The 15,125-nt window shown below is 38.6% G+C and carries 15 protein-coding genes and 1 pseudogene; 12 read left to right on the forward strand and 4 right to left on the reverse strand.

The genetic code is table 11. The features are described 5' to 3' along the window. Window positions 1-125: 125 nt before the first annotated feature. The 5 genes from ATG70_RS21760 (at window position 126) to ATG70_RS21780 (ending at window position 6,213) form a co-directional block, all read left to right on the forward strand. On the forward strand, window positions 126-701 hold the full coding sequence (locus ATG70_RS21760; RefSeq protein ID WP_098446546.1) for an SCO family protein: 576 nt from the start codon (window positions 126-128) through the stop codon (window positions 699-701). Between the two features lie 260 nt (window positions 702-961). Beyond that, the gene (locus ATG70_RS21765; RefSeq protein ID WP_098446547.1) at window positions 962-2,404 is read left to right on the forward strand and encodes an NADP-dependent isocitrate dehydrogenase; all 1,443 of its coding nucleotides are present in this window, start codon (window positions 962-964) and stop codon (window positions 2,402-2,404) included. 121 nt (window positions 2,405-2,525) lie between these two features. Beyond that, complete coding sequence (locus ATG70_RS21770) at window positions 2,526-4,016, forward strand: spore germination protein (RefSeq protein ID WP_098446642.1); 1,491 nt, start codon at window positions 2,526-2,528, stop codon at window positions 4,014-4,016. A 23-nt stretch (window positions 4,017-4,039) separates the two neighbouring features. Next, window positions 4,040-5,134 (forward strand): GerAB/ArcD/ProY family transporter, encoded by a 1,095-nt coding sequence (locus ATG70_RS21775; protein ID WP_098446548.1) that lies wholly within the window; start codon window positions 4,040-4,042, stop codon window positions 5,132-5,134. Continuing rightward, window positions 5,131-6,213: a Ger(x)C family spore germination protein gene (locus ATG70_RS21780; protein ID WP_098446549.1), complete on the forward strand. Its 1,083-nt coding sequence runs from the start codon at window positions 5,131-5,133 to the stop codon at window positions 6,211-6,213. Before ATG70_RS21775 ends, ATG70_RS21780 begins: the two co-directional genes overlap by 4 nt. A 45-nt stretch (window positions 6,214-6,258) precedes the next feature. On the opposite strand, the gene ATG70_RS21785 is transcribed toward ATG70_RS21780, so the two are convergent. The 3 genes and pseudogenes from ATG70_RS21785 to ATG70_RS21795 all read right to left on the reverse strand — a co-directional run bounded on the left by ATG70_RS21785 (window position 6,259) and on the right by ATG70_RS21795 (window position 9,187). Continuing rightward, window positions 6,259-6,807 (reverse strand): NADPH-dependent FMN reductase, encoded by a 549-nt coding sequence (locus ATG70_RS21785; RefSeq protein ID WP_098446550.1) that lies wholly within the window; start codon window positions 6,805-6,807, stop codon window positions 6,259-6,261. 134 nt (window positions 6,808-6,941) lie between these two features. After that, window positions 6,942-7,599: pseudogene (locus ATG70_RS21790) on the reverse strand (response regulator). A 13-nt stretch (window positions 7,600-7,612) separates the two neighbouring features. Further along, entirely contained in the window at window positions 7,613-9,187 is a 1,575-nt protein-coding gene (locus ATG70_RS21795) for a GAF domain-containing sensor histidine kinase (RefSeq protein WP_098446551.1), read from the reverse strand. 132 nt (window positions 9,188-9,319) lie between these two features. Here ATG70_RS21795 and ATG70_RS21800 point away from each other — a divergent pair, with 132 nt between their 5' ends. The 4 genes from ATG70_RS21800 (at window position 9,320) to ATG70_RS21815 (ending at window position 12,081) form a co-directional block, all read left to right on the forward strand. Beyond that, window positions 9,320-10,669, forward strand: a complete 1,350-nt coding sequence (locus ATG70_RS21800) for a TrkH family potassium uptake protein (protein ID WP_098446552.1) — start codon at window positions 9,320-9,322, stop codon at window positions 10,667-10,669. 112 nt (window positions 10,670-10,781) lie between these two features. Next, window positions 10,782-11,273 carry a universal stress protein gene (locus ATG70_RS21805; RefSeq protein ID WP_098446553.1) on the forward strand — a complete coding sequence of 164 codons (492 nt, stop codon included), beginning with the start codon at window positions 10,782-10,784 and terminating at the stop codon, window positions 11,271-11,273. Window positions 11,274-11,407: 134 nt separating this feature from the next. Further along, complete coding sequence (locus tag ATG70_RS21810) at window positions 11,408-11,617, forward strand: helix-turn-helix transcriptional regulator (protein ID WP_098446554.1); 210 nt, start codon at window positions 11,408-11,410, stop codon at window positions 11,615-11,617. Beyond that, window positions 11,614-12,081 (forward strand): hypothetical protein, encoded by a 468-nt coding sequence (locus ATG70_RS21815; protein ID WP_098446555.1) that lies wholly within the window; start codon window positions 11,614-11,616, stop codon window positions 12,079-12,081. The genes ATG70_RS21810 and ATG70_RS21815 overlap by 4 nt, the downstream gene beginning before the upstream one ends. A gap of 4 nt (window positions 12,082-12,085) precedes the next feature. Here the strand turns inward: ATG70_RS21815 and ATG70_RS21820 are convergent, their stop codons facing one another. After that, the gene (locus ATG70_RS21820) at window positions 12,086-12,442 is read right to left on the reverse strand and encodes a hypothetical protein (protein ID WP_098446556.1); all 357 of its coding nucleotides are present in this window, start codon (window positions 12,440-12,442) and stop codon (window positions 12,086-12,088) included. A gap of 136 nt (window positions 12,443-12,578) precedes the next feature. On the opposite strand from ATG70_RS21820, the gene ATG70_RS21825 reads away from it, so the two are divergent. The 3 genes from ATG70_RS21825 (at window position 12,579) to ATG70_RS21835 (ending at window position 14,901) form a co-directional block, all read left to right on the forward strand. Further along, window positions 12,579-12,818 carry a hypothetical protein gene (locus ATG70_RS21825; protein ID WP_098446557.1) on the forward strand — a complete coding sequence of 80 codons (240 nt, stop codon included), beginning with the start codon at window positions 12,579-12,581 and terminating at the stop codon, window positions 12,816-12,818. A gap of 85 nt (window positions 12,819-12,903) precedes the next feature. Then, complete coding sequence (locus tag ATG70_RS21830) at window positions 12,904-13,350, forward strand: GNAT family N-acetyltransferase (RefSeq protein ID WP_179886373.1); 447 nt, start codon at window positions 12,904-12,906, stop codon at window positions 13,348-13,350. Window positions 13,351-13,566: 216 nt separating this feature from the next. Further along, entirely contained in the window at window positions 13,567-14,901 is a 1,335-nt protein-coding gene (locus tag ATG70_RS21835; RefSeq protein WP_098446643.1) for a sigma-54 interaction domain-containing protein, read from the forward strand. Window positions 14,902-15,125 lie beyond the last annotated feature (224 nt).

Raw genomic sequence — 15,125 nt, forward strand, 5'->3', positions numbered from 1 at the left:
GTAATAGATTCATGCTTATGTTCAAGAAATGATCGCATCTATCTTAATCATCATATGGCAACTTTCCTTATTTTGAGATAAGGTAGAGAGAGAATATTATTCCAATTTTTATGGGGGTTAATCTAATGAAGAAACGCTTCTTATTCGTTACGGGATTAATGACACTACTGGTTATACTTGCTGCTTGTGGGAAGGATGTTCCCGACGACCTTGATTGGGAAGTGCAGGACTTTACATATACGGATCAGACGAATAGCGAGTTTGGTTTAAGTGATTTGAATGGAAAAGTGTGGATTGCTGATTTGATTTTCACAAATTGTGAGACAGTTTGTCCGCCTATGACAGCAAATATGTCCCAACTCCAGGATAAGCTTGCAGAAGCGGATGTGGATGTAGAGCTTGTATCTTTTTCTGTTGATCCAAAACGAGATACACCTGAAGAATTAATGAAGTTCTCGGAGAAATTTGATGCCGATTTATCAAACTGGCACTTCTTAACTGGTTACGATAATGAGGAGATTAAAAGTTTCGCAGAGAGTAGTTTTAAAACAGCTGTAGATGCAGATCCAAATTCAGATCAATTTATTCATGGCACTGCTTTTTATCTTGTGAATAAAGATGGCGTGGTCGTGAAAAAGTATTCTGGCGTTTCGAATGTCCCTTATGAAGAAATTGTCGATGACGTTAAAGCTTTACAATAAGTTAAAGCCAGTCCTTCAAGAAAAAGGACTGGTTTTTTTATGGGGAAGTCAAAAACTCTGTAAAATTGACAAAAAAGAACATGATTTCTATAATAACCTTGGAAAGCGATAACAAAATGTTGGTTAATTCCATGAATTAGGCAAAGGTTTGAAGAAGCTTGAAGAATGGAAAGTTCACTATATTAGGAAGATTCGGTATTGTTTATACTAGAGCTTGCCGGTTTTTTCAGTGCTGACAGACCAGAGAAGGAGAGAAGATCATGGCAGAAAAGCGTCCAATTACAGTAGCAACCGGAGACGGAATCGGTCCGGAAATCATGGAAGCAACACTAAATATCTTAGAACAAGCTGGGGCTGAGATTGAGCCTGAATTTATTGATGTTGGAGAAAAAGTTTACCTTACGGGTAATTCAACAGGTATTCCTCAAGAAGCATGGGACTCATTGCGTCGAACAAAAGTACTTTTAAAAGCACCAATTACAACACCACAGGGCGGTGGTTATAAGAGCCTAAACGTAACGATACGTACAGCGATGGGATTATATGCAAACGTTCGCCCTTGCGTATCTTATCATCCTGTCGTTGAAAACAAGCATCCAGATATGGATCTTGTTATTGTTCGCGAAAATGAAGAGGATCTCTACTCAGGAATTGAGCATCAGCAAACGCCAGACGTTGTGCAAAGCTTGAAGCTCATTTCACGCCCAGGTTCTGAGCGAATTGTTCGTCATGCTTTTGAATATGCTCGCAAAAATAATCGTAAGAAAGTAACTTGTCTTGTAAAAGATAATATCATGAAATTGAGTGATGGTCTTTTTCATCAGGTATTTAAAGAAATTGCAGCAGAATATCCTGATATTGAAGCAAATAGTTACATTGTCGATATTGGAATGGCTCGCCTTGCTGATTCACCAGAAGAATTTGATGTGATCGTAACGTTGAATTTATATGGGGATATTGCGTCTGATATTGCAGCTCAGATTGCAGGAAGCGTTGGTTTAGCAGGTTCTGCAAATATCGGAGATCAAATTGCGATGTTTGAAGCGATTCATGGAAGCGCTCCTGATATTGCTGGTAAAGGAATTGCAAATCCATCTGGTCTTCTTCATGGGGCAATTATGATGCTCGTGCATATTGGACAGCCTGAAGCAGCAGAGAAGATTCATAACGCCTGGTTGAAAACAATTGAGGACGGTGTCTTAACAGGTGATATCGCAAAAGGAAAAGACGCTGTTGGAACGAAAGAATTCGCTAATGCTGTTGTAGAGCGGCTTGGTCAGTCTCCTTCAGTGCTAGAACCTGTAGTATATAGTAAAGAAGTGGCCGATGAGCAAGAAGAAACGAATCGTCCAAACTATGTTCCTGAACGTGAACTTGATGGAACAGACGTGTTTTTATTTAATAATACATTAACGATTAACGAGATTGCTGAGAAGCTTACGCGTGCAGCATCAGCTAGCGATCATGAATTTGTGATGATGACAAATCGTGGCGTTAAAGTATATCCAAACGGATTCTCTGAAACGTTTTTATCCGATCACTGGCGCTGTAGATTCCAACCAATTGAAGGAAAGAAAGAAACGCACGGCGCAATTCGTGAGTTATTAACACAAATTGAATCAGAGGATTTAGACTGGATTAAGATTGAGAATTTATACCGCTTTGATGGGAAAATTGCCTATTCATTAGCACAAGGACAATAAGGAACGAAAGCGTGCCAAATCGGCACGCTTTTTTATTTTACTGCACATTTTTTAGGAATTGGATAAATTAAACTGAATTGCAAAAACTACATGGAGAAACCGTGAATGTGTGGTGAATAAAATGTTTCGATGGTTGAAAAAAAGTCCTTCTCCAGAAAAATTAAAAAACCTACCTGAGCTTATTCGCAATCTCCAGGACTCAGGCGATTTTCTCCATTATGAAAGCAAACAACAGGATAGTTCATTTTTTATTTACTACTTTAAAACGCTTGTTCACGAAACGGAATTAAATGACCATATCCTTCCATACCTAGTGGAAAAACCATTTAAGACATTGGAGGATATACCAGAAAGAGTGCCGATTCCAGGTGTTATTCTTTCGAGCGATCTGAAAGAGATCTGTGAGAAGGTGATGCGAGGCTTCGTCATTATTCGATTAAATGCAAATGCAACAGAATGTGCCCTTATCCCATCACAAGTTAAAAAAGCAAGGGCTGTTACCCAACCAGAAGTAGAATTTACAGTGGTCGGCTCCAAAGAAGCCTTTGTTGAATCACTTGATACGAACTTGCACTTAATTAGAAAGCGCCTGCCTGTTCATGAACTAAAAGCCTATGAATTAACGGTTGGCAAGCTGACAAACACAAAAGTTGTCGTTCTCTACCTTGATGGTATTGCAAACGAAGAGAACGTTAATACGGTTAAACAAAGACTTGAAGATATAAAGGTCGATCAAATTGTGGATAACTCTGTCATTATGCAGCTAATTACTGATAATAAAAATTCTCCTTTTCCGCAACTGATTGATACTGAGAGGCCAGATCGGGCCACATCTGTTTTATGTGAAGGGAAGGTTGTCATACTCTCAGATGGTTCACCACAGGCATTGATCGGACCAACAACTCTGGTCGAGTTTTTCTCTGCATTTGAAGACTATTTTGTTAACTGGATCGTAGCATCCAGTGCTCGTTTGATTCGTATTTTTGCTATTTTGTTCTCCATACTTGTGACGCCTGTTTATGTAGCGACGTTAACCTATCACTATGAGTTAATTCCAAAAGATTTACTCGGTACGTTAGTTAGTTCAAGGCAGCGCATTCCGCTTCCACCAATACTAGAAGCGATCTTTCTAGAATTATCAATTGAACTATTAAGAGAAGCTGGAGCAAGGTTACCTACAAAAGTTGGACAAACCATTGGTATTGTTGGAGGTATTGTGATCGGGACAGCATCGGTTGAAGCTGGATTAACGAGTAACGTATTGCTAATTATTGTCGCCCTGTCAGCACTGGCTTCTTTTACTACCCCTGTTTATCGAATGAGTAATACAATTCGTTTAACACGCTTTCCGTTTCTTCTATTCGCTCATCTGTGGGGGCTTCTTGGGGTAACCATATGCTTTTGCTTCTTAATCGCTCATCTTCTTAAGCTCAAGTCCTTAGGTCGACCTTTTCTTGAGCCGATTTATCCGCTACGTGTTCAGGATTTAAAAGATGCGATTATCAGATTGCCTTTAAAATTTCAGAATAAGCGTCCGATTCATTTGCAATCAGAAGATACCGTACGATTTAAACCTGTTACTGAAAAAGAGAAAAATGATTTTCATGAATAAGATGAGAAAGGAGATGCTTTTATATGGCAGGGCCAGAAGTGAAAGATCAATATAAGGTATCTCCATTTCTCGTCTTTTACCTCGTCCATTCTGTCCAAGTAGGCGTAGGAGTAATGGGATTTCAACGCATTAGTACCCAATATGCAGGCAATGATGCCTGGATTTCTGTATTGGCAGCGGGACTGAGTTTGAACCTTATCATTTTTCTAATTTATAAAATTATGATGAAGGAAAAGGGGGATCTCATCTCTTTACACCAAAATCTTTTCGGAAAATGGATCGGCGGATTACTAAGCTTAATTGCTATCGCTTATTTTATTGCGATGGGTATAACGGTTCTACGAACGTATATTGAGGTGGTTCAAGTTTGGATGTTTCCAGATTTAAATAAGTGGATTTTTGGAACAGTGTTTTTACTCCTCGTTTACTATTGTTTATCTGGAGGTTTTCGAGTGGTAGCTGGGATCTCCTTTTTTGGTGTGGTCATTCCTTTTTACCTGGTTCTTACCATGATATTTCCTTTGTTTTATGGGCATTTTCGTGATCTACTCCCAATCTTCAATCACTCCTTAATGGAGATGTATGAGGGAGTCAAAGGAGCGTCTCTTTCCTATTTAGGTTTTACAACTCTTTTCATATATCTGCCGTTTATCAAAGAGCCAGAAAAATCCCATCGCTGGGCGCAAGGTGGTCATTTATTGACTGTTTTTATTTATACAATTGTCATGATCACGACAATCGCGTTCTTTAGTCCTGAACAACTCCAAAAAACGGTCTGGGCAACATTAACGACTTGGAAAATTGCTGAAATGCCTTTTGTACAGAGATTTGAATATATCGGAATTGCTTCATGGGCACTTGTGATCTTACCGAATCTTTGCATTACCATTTGGGCTGCTGGTAGAGGGATTAGAAGGTTGTCAAGAGTTAGTCAGCAAAACGCAACCATTCCAATACTAGTCCTTATCTTAATTAGTAGCAGTTTGTTTGCACGACGAGAAAGTATCGACCTTTTGAATCAATATACAAGTAAGGTCGGTTTCTATTTTGTCTACATTTATGTTCCATTTGTATTTCTCTTTCAGTACATCAAAAGTAAGGTGGGAAGATCGGGATGACTCGACTGTTCATTTTCATTGTGAGTATCTTACTCCTAACAGGATGTGTTCAAAGAAGTATCCTGGATGATATTCAAATGGTTACGATTATTGGCTATGATCTGCCTGAAGAAGATAGCGAGGAAGGTCTTATCAAAGGGGTTGCGGTAGCCCCTCAATATCAAGCTGATGGAAGAATTGATAATAGTGTTTTTATTCAAACAGCAGCACTTAGTAAAGAAATACGAAGTCAATACAATTCAGAATCCCCAAAACCGTTCGTAAGTGGGAAACTGGAAGTCGCGCTATTTAGTAAAGACATTGCGGAGACAGAAGGCATTATTCAATTAGTAGATACGCTTCAAAGAGATCCTTCTATAGGATCGAGAGTTTTTTTAGGGATTTCAAGTAGCGATATGGAAACGTTACTAAGGACAAACTATGGCAATGTCGACACAGGTACATTTATTCATGATACCCTGAACCACAATAGCAAGCACGGAATGCTCCCAGAAACAAACCTTCATGATTTTTTATACAATTATTATTCTGAAGGAAATGACCCTTTCCTCCCTCTAGTTGAACTTGATGAAGATAAGGTGAAAATCATTGGGCTTGCTCTATTTCAAGGAGATCGAATGGTTGGTTCAATTGATGCCAAACATCTTTTCACGTTTAAAGTTCTTCATCATAAATTTTCGAGTAATGATTCTTTTACTGTCAAAATAAATGAAGAAGAACATGCAGCTATATATAATATTGCTTCAAAGCGAAACCTTAACTTAAAGAAAGTGGGGAGTAATAAAATTGAAATTTATGGGGAAGTTCTTGGAGTTATTAAAGAATATTCCGGTCAGAAGCTTACGCCTGCTAAGTTAAAAGAAATTGAAGTGGCGATGGAAGACGATATCGAAAAAAGGGGAATGGAAATGATTGAAGAATTTCAAACCCAAAATATTGATCCACTTGGACTTGGTAATGCTGTAAGAAGTGTCACGAGAGGAGATTTTACTAAGGAGGATTGGAGACAGCAATATCCTGACATGGATATTACATTTCAAATGAACGTAACGGTCACGGAATCTGGAGTGATTGAATAAAAAATGAATCTTATAGCGTACTTGATCAAGTACGCTATAAAGTGGTTATTTTACTTCCATTTTCTTCTCAATTACTGACGTCAAGGAAACAAGCTCATTCACTACGATTGTAAGGCGTTCCTTTGCTTTTGTTTCAACCATATAGCCTTTCTCATCAAAGCATGTTGGGTCTGCACAAAATTGATCTGGAAGGACAAGGGCATAAAGACCTCTCATAACGGTTCTCATATTATTAAGAGCATTAATGCCACCTTTTCCACCGCCACCAACAGACGCTAAAGCGGTAGGCTTAGATTTGAAATGAGAACCTCCTAAGAAATCAAGGGCGTTTTTTAATGCTCCACTCATCCCGTTATGATACTCAGGTGAACAGATGACAAACGCATCTGCTTTTGTAGCATTGGTGATGAGTCGCTGGACTTCTGGGTGATCCAGATCTTCTTTTCTCCCTTTAAATAACGGAAGGTCATGGAAGCCAGCATCGAATGTAAGGACCTCAATTCCTTTCTCATCTAACTGATCAGTCACAGTATTTGTTAAATTTCGTGTCATAGACTTGTCTCTTGGACTGCCGTTCATAACCATTACTTTCATTGTGAAGCTCCTTTCTACTACCTCTATATTCTTTTCATACCTCAATTGTGAGTAAATCAATCTCCTATTAGCGTATTAAAAATCTGTGAAACTTGCATCGGAAATAAGGAGGGTGAAATTCTCGTACTTTAGTCTTAGGAATCTTTAAACCAGTTGACTTTTGTTGCATAGAGAGCTGCTTGAGTCCGGTCGTGAAAATTGAGTTTTGATAGTATGCTACTCACATGTGTTTTAACGGTTTTTTCCGTAATATATAAAGCCGATGCGATTTCTTTATTGCTTTTTCCTAACGTGATCTCTTTTAATACATCTCTTTCCCTAGGGGTAAGCATGGAGAGTTTTCGCTCTTCTTCTGTCGGGCTTTTCTCAGTCAGGTGTGACATAAGCTGATTTGTAGCAAGAGGGTGGAGGTGGCGATTACCACGATTGGCTTCACGAATCGTGTGAATTAATTCATCAGGATCAATATCTTTTAATTGATAGCCTTCTGCGCCAGCCCTTATGGCTGGAAGAACATGATCTTGATCTGAAAAGCTTGTTAAGATAATAATTTTGATATGAGGAAGACTTTTTTTTTAATTGTTTTGTTGCTTCAATGCCATCCATTTCTGGCATAACTAAATCCATTAAAATGATATCAGGGTTTAATTCTTTAGCTAGTCTGACTGCGTCCGTTCCGTTTGCTGCTTCACCGATAATCTCAATATCCTGCTGTGTTTCAAGAAAAAAGCGCAATCCTTTTCTTACCATAAGGTGATCATCAGCTAGTAGTAGTTTTATTTTTCTCTCCATGTTAATCCCTCTTTCATATTGGCAGTCTAACTTGAACTTTTGTTCCATTCTTTCGGTTACTAACAATCGAAAAGGTACCTCCAAGTAGTGAGGCTCTTTCCTTCATTCCTCTAAGCCCAAGTTTGAAATCTCCAACCGCTTCTTGATTAAAACCGCTACCCTTATCAAAAACTGTAAGACAGACCTCTTGTTCAGTAATTTGAAGGTAAAGGGTAACCTCACCTACCCCTGCATGCTTATGTATGTTGTTAAGTGATTCTTGTCCGATTCGAAAAAGCGCTTCTTCAATTGGTCGAGGAAGAAGTTTAAAGCCCGAGACGTCACAAGTGGGTGATAGACCTAACCCAATCGCGTAGGTTTTAAGTGATGTCATGAGACCGGCTTCAATCCCTACAGGTCGAAGTTGCCAAATTAATGTTCTCATTTCTTGCATGGCTTCTTGAGAAAGCTGTTGAATATCTTGTAATGCATCACTTAGTACATGGGGCATATTAAGAATATTTCGTGCACCACGTGCTGTCATAGATAATGAAAAAAGTTTTTGGCTCACTGAATCATGCAAATCTCTTGCAAGTCTATTTCGTTCTTCTGAGAGGATAAGTTCCTGTCTTTTCTCATTAACACGTGATTGCTCGATGGCCAGAGCCATATGGTCGGCAACTGCTCGTAAGATTTCCCTATCACTTTTAGAAAAGGATTCCTCAAACACAAATAATATACCGATATGCTCGTCTCGAACCTTCACTTCTATTGCATGAATGATAGAAGGTTTTGGGTGAAGGGGGAAAGTGTTCTTTTTGAGCGCAACTGGTTTTTCGTTTTGAACAGCTTCGTTCATTTCTTGCATGGTTTCTGCAGAATAAGCTTCGTTCACCACGCTTAGTTTTCCATCTTTATAGATCGAATGGAGAACATCATTCGGTTTGCTTTTCAGAAAGTAGCCGACTAAAGGCCAGTTGAATGACTCTCCAGTACGGTGCACAATAGCACTAATGAGATCATCAGCACATTCGTGACGCCATAATTCTCTCGTTAATGTTTCTAATTTTAAATAGTTTTCCGCTCGCTTCTGTTCATTTTGATAAAGTTGTATTCGTTTAATAGCAGTACCAATTTGAAAAGCAACGGATTGAAGAAGTGTCAATTCATCGTTAGAAAACGACTCTTTACCTGGGGAACCAACGTTTAATACTCCAAATGATTCACCGGCAGCTGTTAATGGGACGGTCGCATGGTGCGTCAGTCCTCCAGTATCACCCGTTTTAAAATGCACAGCATCTTCTAGACGTTTACATTCTATAATATTGACGGCCTGATTTAATCGTCCGTCCCAGTATTTATTTAAGCACCAACACGTGCCTTTGCACATCGGTTCTTTATCGTTTTGAGCAAGAGCAGCGGGTAGTCTGACATCAGCTTCACACGTAAATTTGTTTTTATCAGTTGATAAGAAAATCCAACCAGTGTTTAATCCTGTAACACTCAATAATTCTTCAAGAACAGCTAGAAGCATAGGCTTCAAATCTGTTGAACGATTTAATGTTTCTGCAATCGTTTTTAACGTATATAATTCTCGTTCATCACCCATCGCTATTCCCCCAATATTCAAACAATTGACAACGTTTATTATACTATAGACGAGGTTATTCTCTAAAGAGTGGTATTTACAAGAGAGCTTGTTAGCGTCATGATCATGCTAGAGAACGGGGAGGGAAAGAATATGAAAATTAAAGAAAAAGCTACAGAGCTTTCTTCAGTTCAACTGATTGTTCTTTTCTATTTATTGGCTGTTGTACTGTCGACAGTTCTCTTAAGTCTCCCAATTGCCCACCAAGCAAATGTTGAGTGGGGCTTTATCGATGCCTTGTTTACAGCGGTAAGTGCCATTAGCGTGACGGGATTGACGGTTGTTTCAACCGCTGATACGTTTAGTACGGTCGGAACTTACATACTCGCGTTTGTTCTTCAATTCGGTGGAATTGGCATTATGACTCTTGGAACGTTTGTTTGGTTGTTAATGGGAAAAAAAATCGGAATGAAAGAACGCCAGTTGATTAGTACAGACCAGAATCGCGGGACATTAGCTGGACTAGTAAAATTAATGAGACAAATTCTTGGACTTATTCTCTTATTTGAGGCGATTGGAACAATAATTCTTGGCATCTACTTATTAAAGTATTATGATTCGTGGCAAGATTCATTTCTGCAAGGTTTTTTTGCTGCAGTAAGTGCTACAACTAATGCAGGATTTGATATTACGGGAAGTTCACTTGTGCCATATGCAAATGATTATTTTGTTCAAACGATCAACATGATCTTACTTATTTTGGGTGCGATCGGATTCCCGGTTCTAATTGAATTGAAAGATTATTTATTTCAAAAGAGAGAAACAGTAGCTTATCGATTTACTTTGTTTACCAAGGTTACAACCGTGACATTCTTTGCACTTATTATAATAGGAACTGTACTCATATGGATTTTAGAAGCCGGAAATTTTATGGCGGATAAATCTTGGGATCAAGCACTATTCTATTCCCTGTTTCAATCCGTTACAACGAGAAACGGCGGGCTTGTTACGATGGATGTAAGTGAATTTACTCTCTCAACTCAAATGGTATTAAGTTTGCTCATGTTTATCGGAGCATCTCCTAGTAGTGTTGGAGGAGGAATTCGAACAACTACGTTTGCTGTTGCTGTTTTAACAGTCATTCATTTTGCAAGAGGCAAAAAGAGTGTTAAAGTTTTTGGAAGAGAGCTTCTTCATGATGATATTATTAAATCGTTTATCGTGATTTTTACGGCGACAGGTCTTTGTGGTCTAGCAGTCGTTATTCTTTCAGCAACAGAACCGTTTTCGTTGGCTGAGATTGTGTTTGAAGTAACCTCAGCTTTTGGAACGACTGGTTTATCACTTGGCATTACTTCTGAGCTCAGTACTGCTGGAAAATGTGTGATTATCTTTCTAATGTTTGTAGGAAGAATCGGTATTATTTCCTTTTTGCTAATGATGCGTGGGAATGCTCCTGTTGAACATTATCACTATCCAAAAGAACCAATTATTACCGGATAATGAGACTTGTGTGACAAATGTATCGTTAGGAATACGCTTTCATTAGAGCTGTTATATTCTTCTAGGCAGGGGTATATGTATACTACTTCTAATTCCTAAGGAGGAAGGTATCATGTATTCAAAAATAGTAGTCGCTTATGATCGTTCTGAAGATAGTGAAAAAGCTTTACATCAAGCGGTTAAATTAGCAGAACTAAGCAAAGCTTCTATTCATTTAGTGCATGTAGCAAAAGAATCAAATAAACTCTCGGCTCAACCAGCGACAAGAATACCCTATGGGACAGGCAGTATTGGCAATGAAGGACATGCTGGTGTTCCATCTCCAGTTCCTGAGGAGCAGAACGGCGTTATGATTGAAAGAAGCGAAGGAGAAGCCATACTTCGTGAAGTAAAGGAAACGCTTCATCACATGGGAGTGAATGTTCACTCTGAAGTAAGAGGCGGTGATCCTGCTAAAGAGATTGTGGACCTAGCTGTAATGATAGAGGCAGATTTAATTGTAATAGGAAGTAGGGGATTGAGTGGGATAAAAAAATGGATGCTTGGAAGCGTTAGTGAAAAAGTTGCCCAGCATTCTCCCTGTCCAGTATTAATCGTAAAATAGGAATTTCTAGCCTGGGAAACCGGGCTTTTTTTTGTGAAAGAATGTTAAATAAAAATAACTAAAAGTTAAGTTTACTTAACATTATGTTTGGTATAGAATAGATTTATAAGACAGGAGATATGTGAGGAGTTAAGATGATGTTGAACAATCGAATTAGAGAATTAAGGGCACGTTTCCGCTTCACACAACAGGAGCTGGCTTCAAAAGTTGGAGTGACAAGACAAACGATTGCCGCTGTGGAAAAGGGAGAGTATGTCCCATCTTTACTACTAGCAATGAAGATTTGTCGTGAATTTGACATGTCTATGGAAGAAGTATTTCAATTACAGGAGGAATCAGAATGAAGTTATCTGTGATTTACATGATGAATGTCATTGTTCTTGGACTTTTTGGATGGGCAATGGTTACGTACTACGATGCAGCGTCTCAATTCCAACGTTTAATGAGTGGAAGTGGAGATGATGTCATCATTAATATTACGCCTATTATCATTACTCTCCTGATTGTTAGCATCATCGGATTCATGATTACTCGTAATAAGAGAAGAAATAACAAAGGATGGAAAGAAGCCCTCCTGCTTCCTTCCGAACTGTGTGAAGATGATGAAAGGGAAAAAACGTTAACAGCTCACGCTTGTCGAAATGCATATATTGCCATGATGTTTACTTCACCACTTTTAATTGCAGCAATGACTTTGCAACCGGTAGTGTCAAAGCAATTTCCGGCTTATCCCATTCTTGTCTTACTATTCTTACCATTTGTTCAAATTAGCGTGTTCTATTTTTCTCTTCGTAGGAAGTTGAAATGATCGGTTACCAGCAAAGCTTCACAGTTAGCTCGCTACAACTATCTTCGTTTCCAGTGTTAAGGTCGACACGAATGGCATCTGGTGTATAGGCAATGTGGAAGGGAGAAGTGATACCGGCACGCTGAATCAAGGAATGAACATGAGATTGATCATTTTTTTGAGCGGCATCTTTTAATTCATGAGCAAATTGAGCATCCTGATTCACTTTATCCAGAAGTTTTTGTCCTTCCTTCATAAGATTCGTACACGCTACAGCTGAATGCTGGAAACGGGTAACTTCAATAGGAGGAAAGTTGCGGTAATAAGGATAAGTATAGGGAGAATAAGCCCATTTGCTATAACGATCGTCTTTATATGCCATTATCGTCCTCCTGCATACGTGATACTGTTACTGTATGGCGTTCCTTAAAAAGGTGTGCGTCTACTCTGAATTTGTGAAATCTGTTTCGAACAGGTTACAATAATCCAGAAGACGTTTTGAGAAGGAGCATGATGTTTTGAAGAAATATATTATTTTTACGATTAGCCTTGTTTGCCTTTATTTCATCTTAAACTTAATTATTGGTTCGATTGTAAATGCAGTCTTTCAACCAGAGTGGTTAACTGCTTGGAGTAAGGGGCAGGAATTAACTGGCACAGTGACATTCGGTCTTTTATATAATCCTATTGATCTTATAAGTTTGGTGTTATCATTTGTCATCAGTGCGGTCATCACATCAAAAATCAAGTACACCTAAATCGTGCCAAGGCACGATTTTTTGTTTTTATAAATGTAGAACGTATGATAAGCCTATAATCGGAAACTAGCAAGGAGAATCCATAATGATGATAAAGCAAATAACGAAGGCATTTCCTTATGCGCTTCTACTTGAAGCTGATCCATTTCTCGCTCATATCGAACATTATTTGAAAGAAGGATACTGTTACGTTGCAGTGGAAGAGAAGGAAGTAATTGGCGTCTATGTTTTAGTAATAAAAGAGGAGAAAAAAGTGGAGATTATGAATATTGCAGTGAGGGAAGATAGAAGGGGAGAGGGAATAGGGAAGCTTCTTATTCATGATGCAATTAATAGGTCTGCGGATCATGGAGCAAGGAAGGTTTTGATCGGGACTGGGAATTCGAGTCTCGATCAATTAGCGCTCTACCAAAAATGTCAATTTCGTATAACAGAAATTATTGAAGGATTTTTTGATCACTACCCTGAACCGATTATTGAAAACGGAATTCCTTGTCGGGATATGATTCGATTAAGTTACGAGATAGAGTAAGCAAGATCCATTTTGAATGTGAGGAAATGGATCTTTTGTAAGATTACATGTGGAAGGCCGTCTAAAAAAGATGGTCTTTTTTTGCTGAAACAAAGATGAATGGAGTTAATTTATTTCCTGTTAAAAGAGCAATAGGATTTCAATGTTACAATGGTTAGTAGAAGAGATAAAGGAGTGGCTAACGTGAATCCCGGTGAGCTTACGAAGAAGTGCAGTATGTTAGAGACAATAATTGATAACGCTTACGAATGGCTTGTCGTTGTAGATAAGGAAGGCACTATTGATTTCATGAACAAAACGTATTGTGAATTTCTAGAAGTGGATAGCTCAGAAGTTATTGGTAAGCACGTAACGGATGTCATTGAGAACACACGCATGCATATTGTTGCAAGAAGCGGAAATGTAGAAATAGCGGACTTGCAGTATATTCGTGGAAACTACATGATTGCCAATCGTGTTCCCATTTATTACAACAAAGAACTAGTCGGAGCTGTTGGTACAGTTATTTTTCGCGATACTGAACAGTGGAAGCAAATGAATACCCATATTAAGGAACTATTATCCGAACTGGAATATTATCGTAGCGGGTCAGCGAGGGAAAACGGCGCGAATTATTCCTTATATGACATTGTGGGTGTGACAGATTCGATTCAGAGTTTAAAAGAGAAGGTGAAACAAGTAGCAAGCGGAAATGTTTCGGTTCTCATTCGTGGTGAAAGTGGAACAGGCAAAGAACTTTTTGCGCATAGCATTCATCAACTTAGTGAGCGTAGCAACAGACCTTTTATTAAAGTGAACTGCGGTGCCATACCGGATCAACTTCTTGAATCTGAACTTTTTGGATATGAGGAAGGTGCTTTTACTGGAGCGAAAAAAGGAGGGAAGCCTGGAAAGTTTGAGCTTGCTAATACGGGTACTATTTTTCTTGATGAAATTGGAGACATGCCGCCTAACATGCAAGTGAAATTATTACGTGTTCTGCAGGATAGAGAAGTAGAGCGTGTTGGCGGAGTATCATCGAAAAAAGTTGATGTAAGAGTGATCGCAGCTACAAACCGACCTTTAGAAGCGATGGTAGAGGAACGTCGCTTTCGTGAAGACTTATTCTATCGAATCAATGTGATGCAATTGCATATTCCACCATTAAGAGAAAGAATTCAAGATGTAAAACCGCTTGCAGAATCTTTTGTAAATAAAATTTCCATGAAAGCTGGGAAGCGCGTCATAGGAATTGGAGAGGAAGCCTTTCAATTATTAAAAAAGCATAATTGGCCTGGTAACGCTCGGGAGCTTGAGAATGCACTTGAAGCTGCTGTTCATTTAACACGTAGTGAAACAATAGAAGTCACGTCGCTTCCCGATTACTTAAAAGATAAGGCGGGTATCGTAGCGGGAAACAGAAAGTTAAAAGATATTTTAGAAGAAGCTGAAATAGAAGCCATCCGGAAAACGCTCGTTCAATGTGAGAATGATAAAATGATTGCGGCTCAAATACTTGGTATAGGGAAAACAAGCTTATATGACAAAATCAAGAAGTATAATCTTAAATAAATTCCAGAAATCCGGAAATCGTTCCGGATTTCTGGAATTTATTATTTTTCTAGAAAATGATGATGTTATGACGATTAAATGAAGACTAATATGTCTCTTTTTCCGAAAAAACGGAATTTAGGAAAAGGAAATAAATCACGCAAATGTTGAATGCGCTTACATTTCTGTGAACAATCCCACTATGGCATGATTCTTGCAGTTAATCTTATGAAGAAGACAAAAAG

The organism is Bacillus sp. es.036 (genome assembly GCF_002563635.1).
Lineage (GTDB): Bacteria > Bacillota > Bacilli > Bacillales > Guptibacillaceae > Guptibacillus.

Bases quoted from the DNA above. Each gene is read 5' to 3' on its own strand.
- ATG70_RS21830 (WP_179886373.1), top strand. From the start codon at position 12,904: ATGATGATAAAGCAAATAACGAAGGCATTTCCTTATGCGCTTCTACTT.
- ATG70_RS21760 (WP_098446546.1), top strand. From the start codon at position 126: ATGAAGAAACGCTTCTTATTCGTTACGGGATTAATGACACTACTGGTT.
- ATG70_RS21815 (WP_098446555.1), top strand. From the start codon at position 11,614: ATGAAGTTATCTGTGATTTACATGATGAATGTCATTGTTCTTGGACTT.
- ATG70_RS21785 (WP_098446550.1), bottom strand. From the start codon at position 6,807: ATGAAAGTAATGGTTATGAACGGCAGTCCAAGAGACAAGTCTATGACA.
- ATG70_RS21820 (WP_098446556.1), bottom strand. From the start codon at position 12,442: ATGGCATATAAAGACGATCGTTATAGCAAATGGGCTTATTCTCCCTAT.
- ATG70_RS21800 (WP_098446552.1), top strand. From the start codon at position 9,320: ATGAAAATTAAAGAAAAAGCTACAGAGCTTTCTTCAGTTCAACTGATT.
- ATG70_RS21805 (WP_098446553.1), top strand. From the start codon at position 10,782: ATGTATTCAAAAATAGTAGTCGCTTATGATCGTTCTGAAGATAGTGAA.
- ATG70_RS21770 (WP_098446642.1), top strand. From the start codon at position 2,526: ATGTTTCGATGGTTGAAAAAAAGTCCTTCTCCAGAAAAATTAAAAAAC.
- ATG70_RS21780 (WP_098446549.1), top strand. From the start codon at position 5,131: ATGACTCGACTGTTCATTTTCATTGTGAGTATCTTACTCCTAACAGGA.
- ATG70_RS21765 (WP_098446547.1), top strand. From the start codon at position 962: ATGGCAGAAAAGCGTCCAATTACAGTAGCAACCGGAGACGGAATCGGT.
- ATG70_RS21775 (WP_098446548.1), top strand. From the start codon at position 4,040: ATGGCAGGGCCAGAAGTGAAAGATCAATATAAGGTATCTCCATTTCTC.
- ATG70_RS21835 (WP_098446643.1), top strand. From the start codon at position 13,567: ATGTTAGAGACAATAATTGATAACGCTTACGAATGGCTTGTCGTTGTA.
- ATG70_RS21795 (WP_098446551.1), bottom strand. From the start codon at position 9,187: ATGGGTGATGAACGAGAATTATATACGTTAAAAACGATTGCAGAAACA.
- ATG70_RS21810 (WP_098446554.1), top strand. From the start codon at position 11,408: ATGATGTTGAACAATCGAATTAGAGAATTAAGGGCACGTTTCCGCTTC.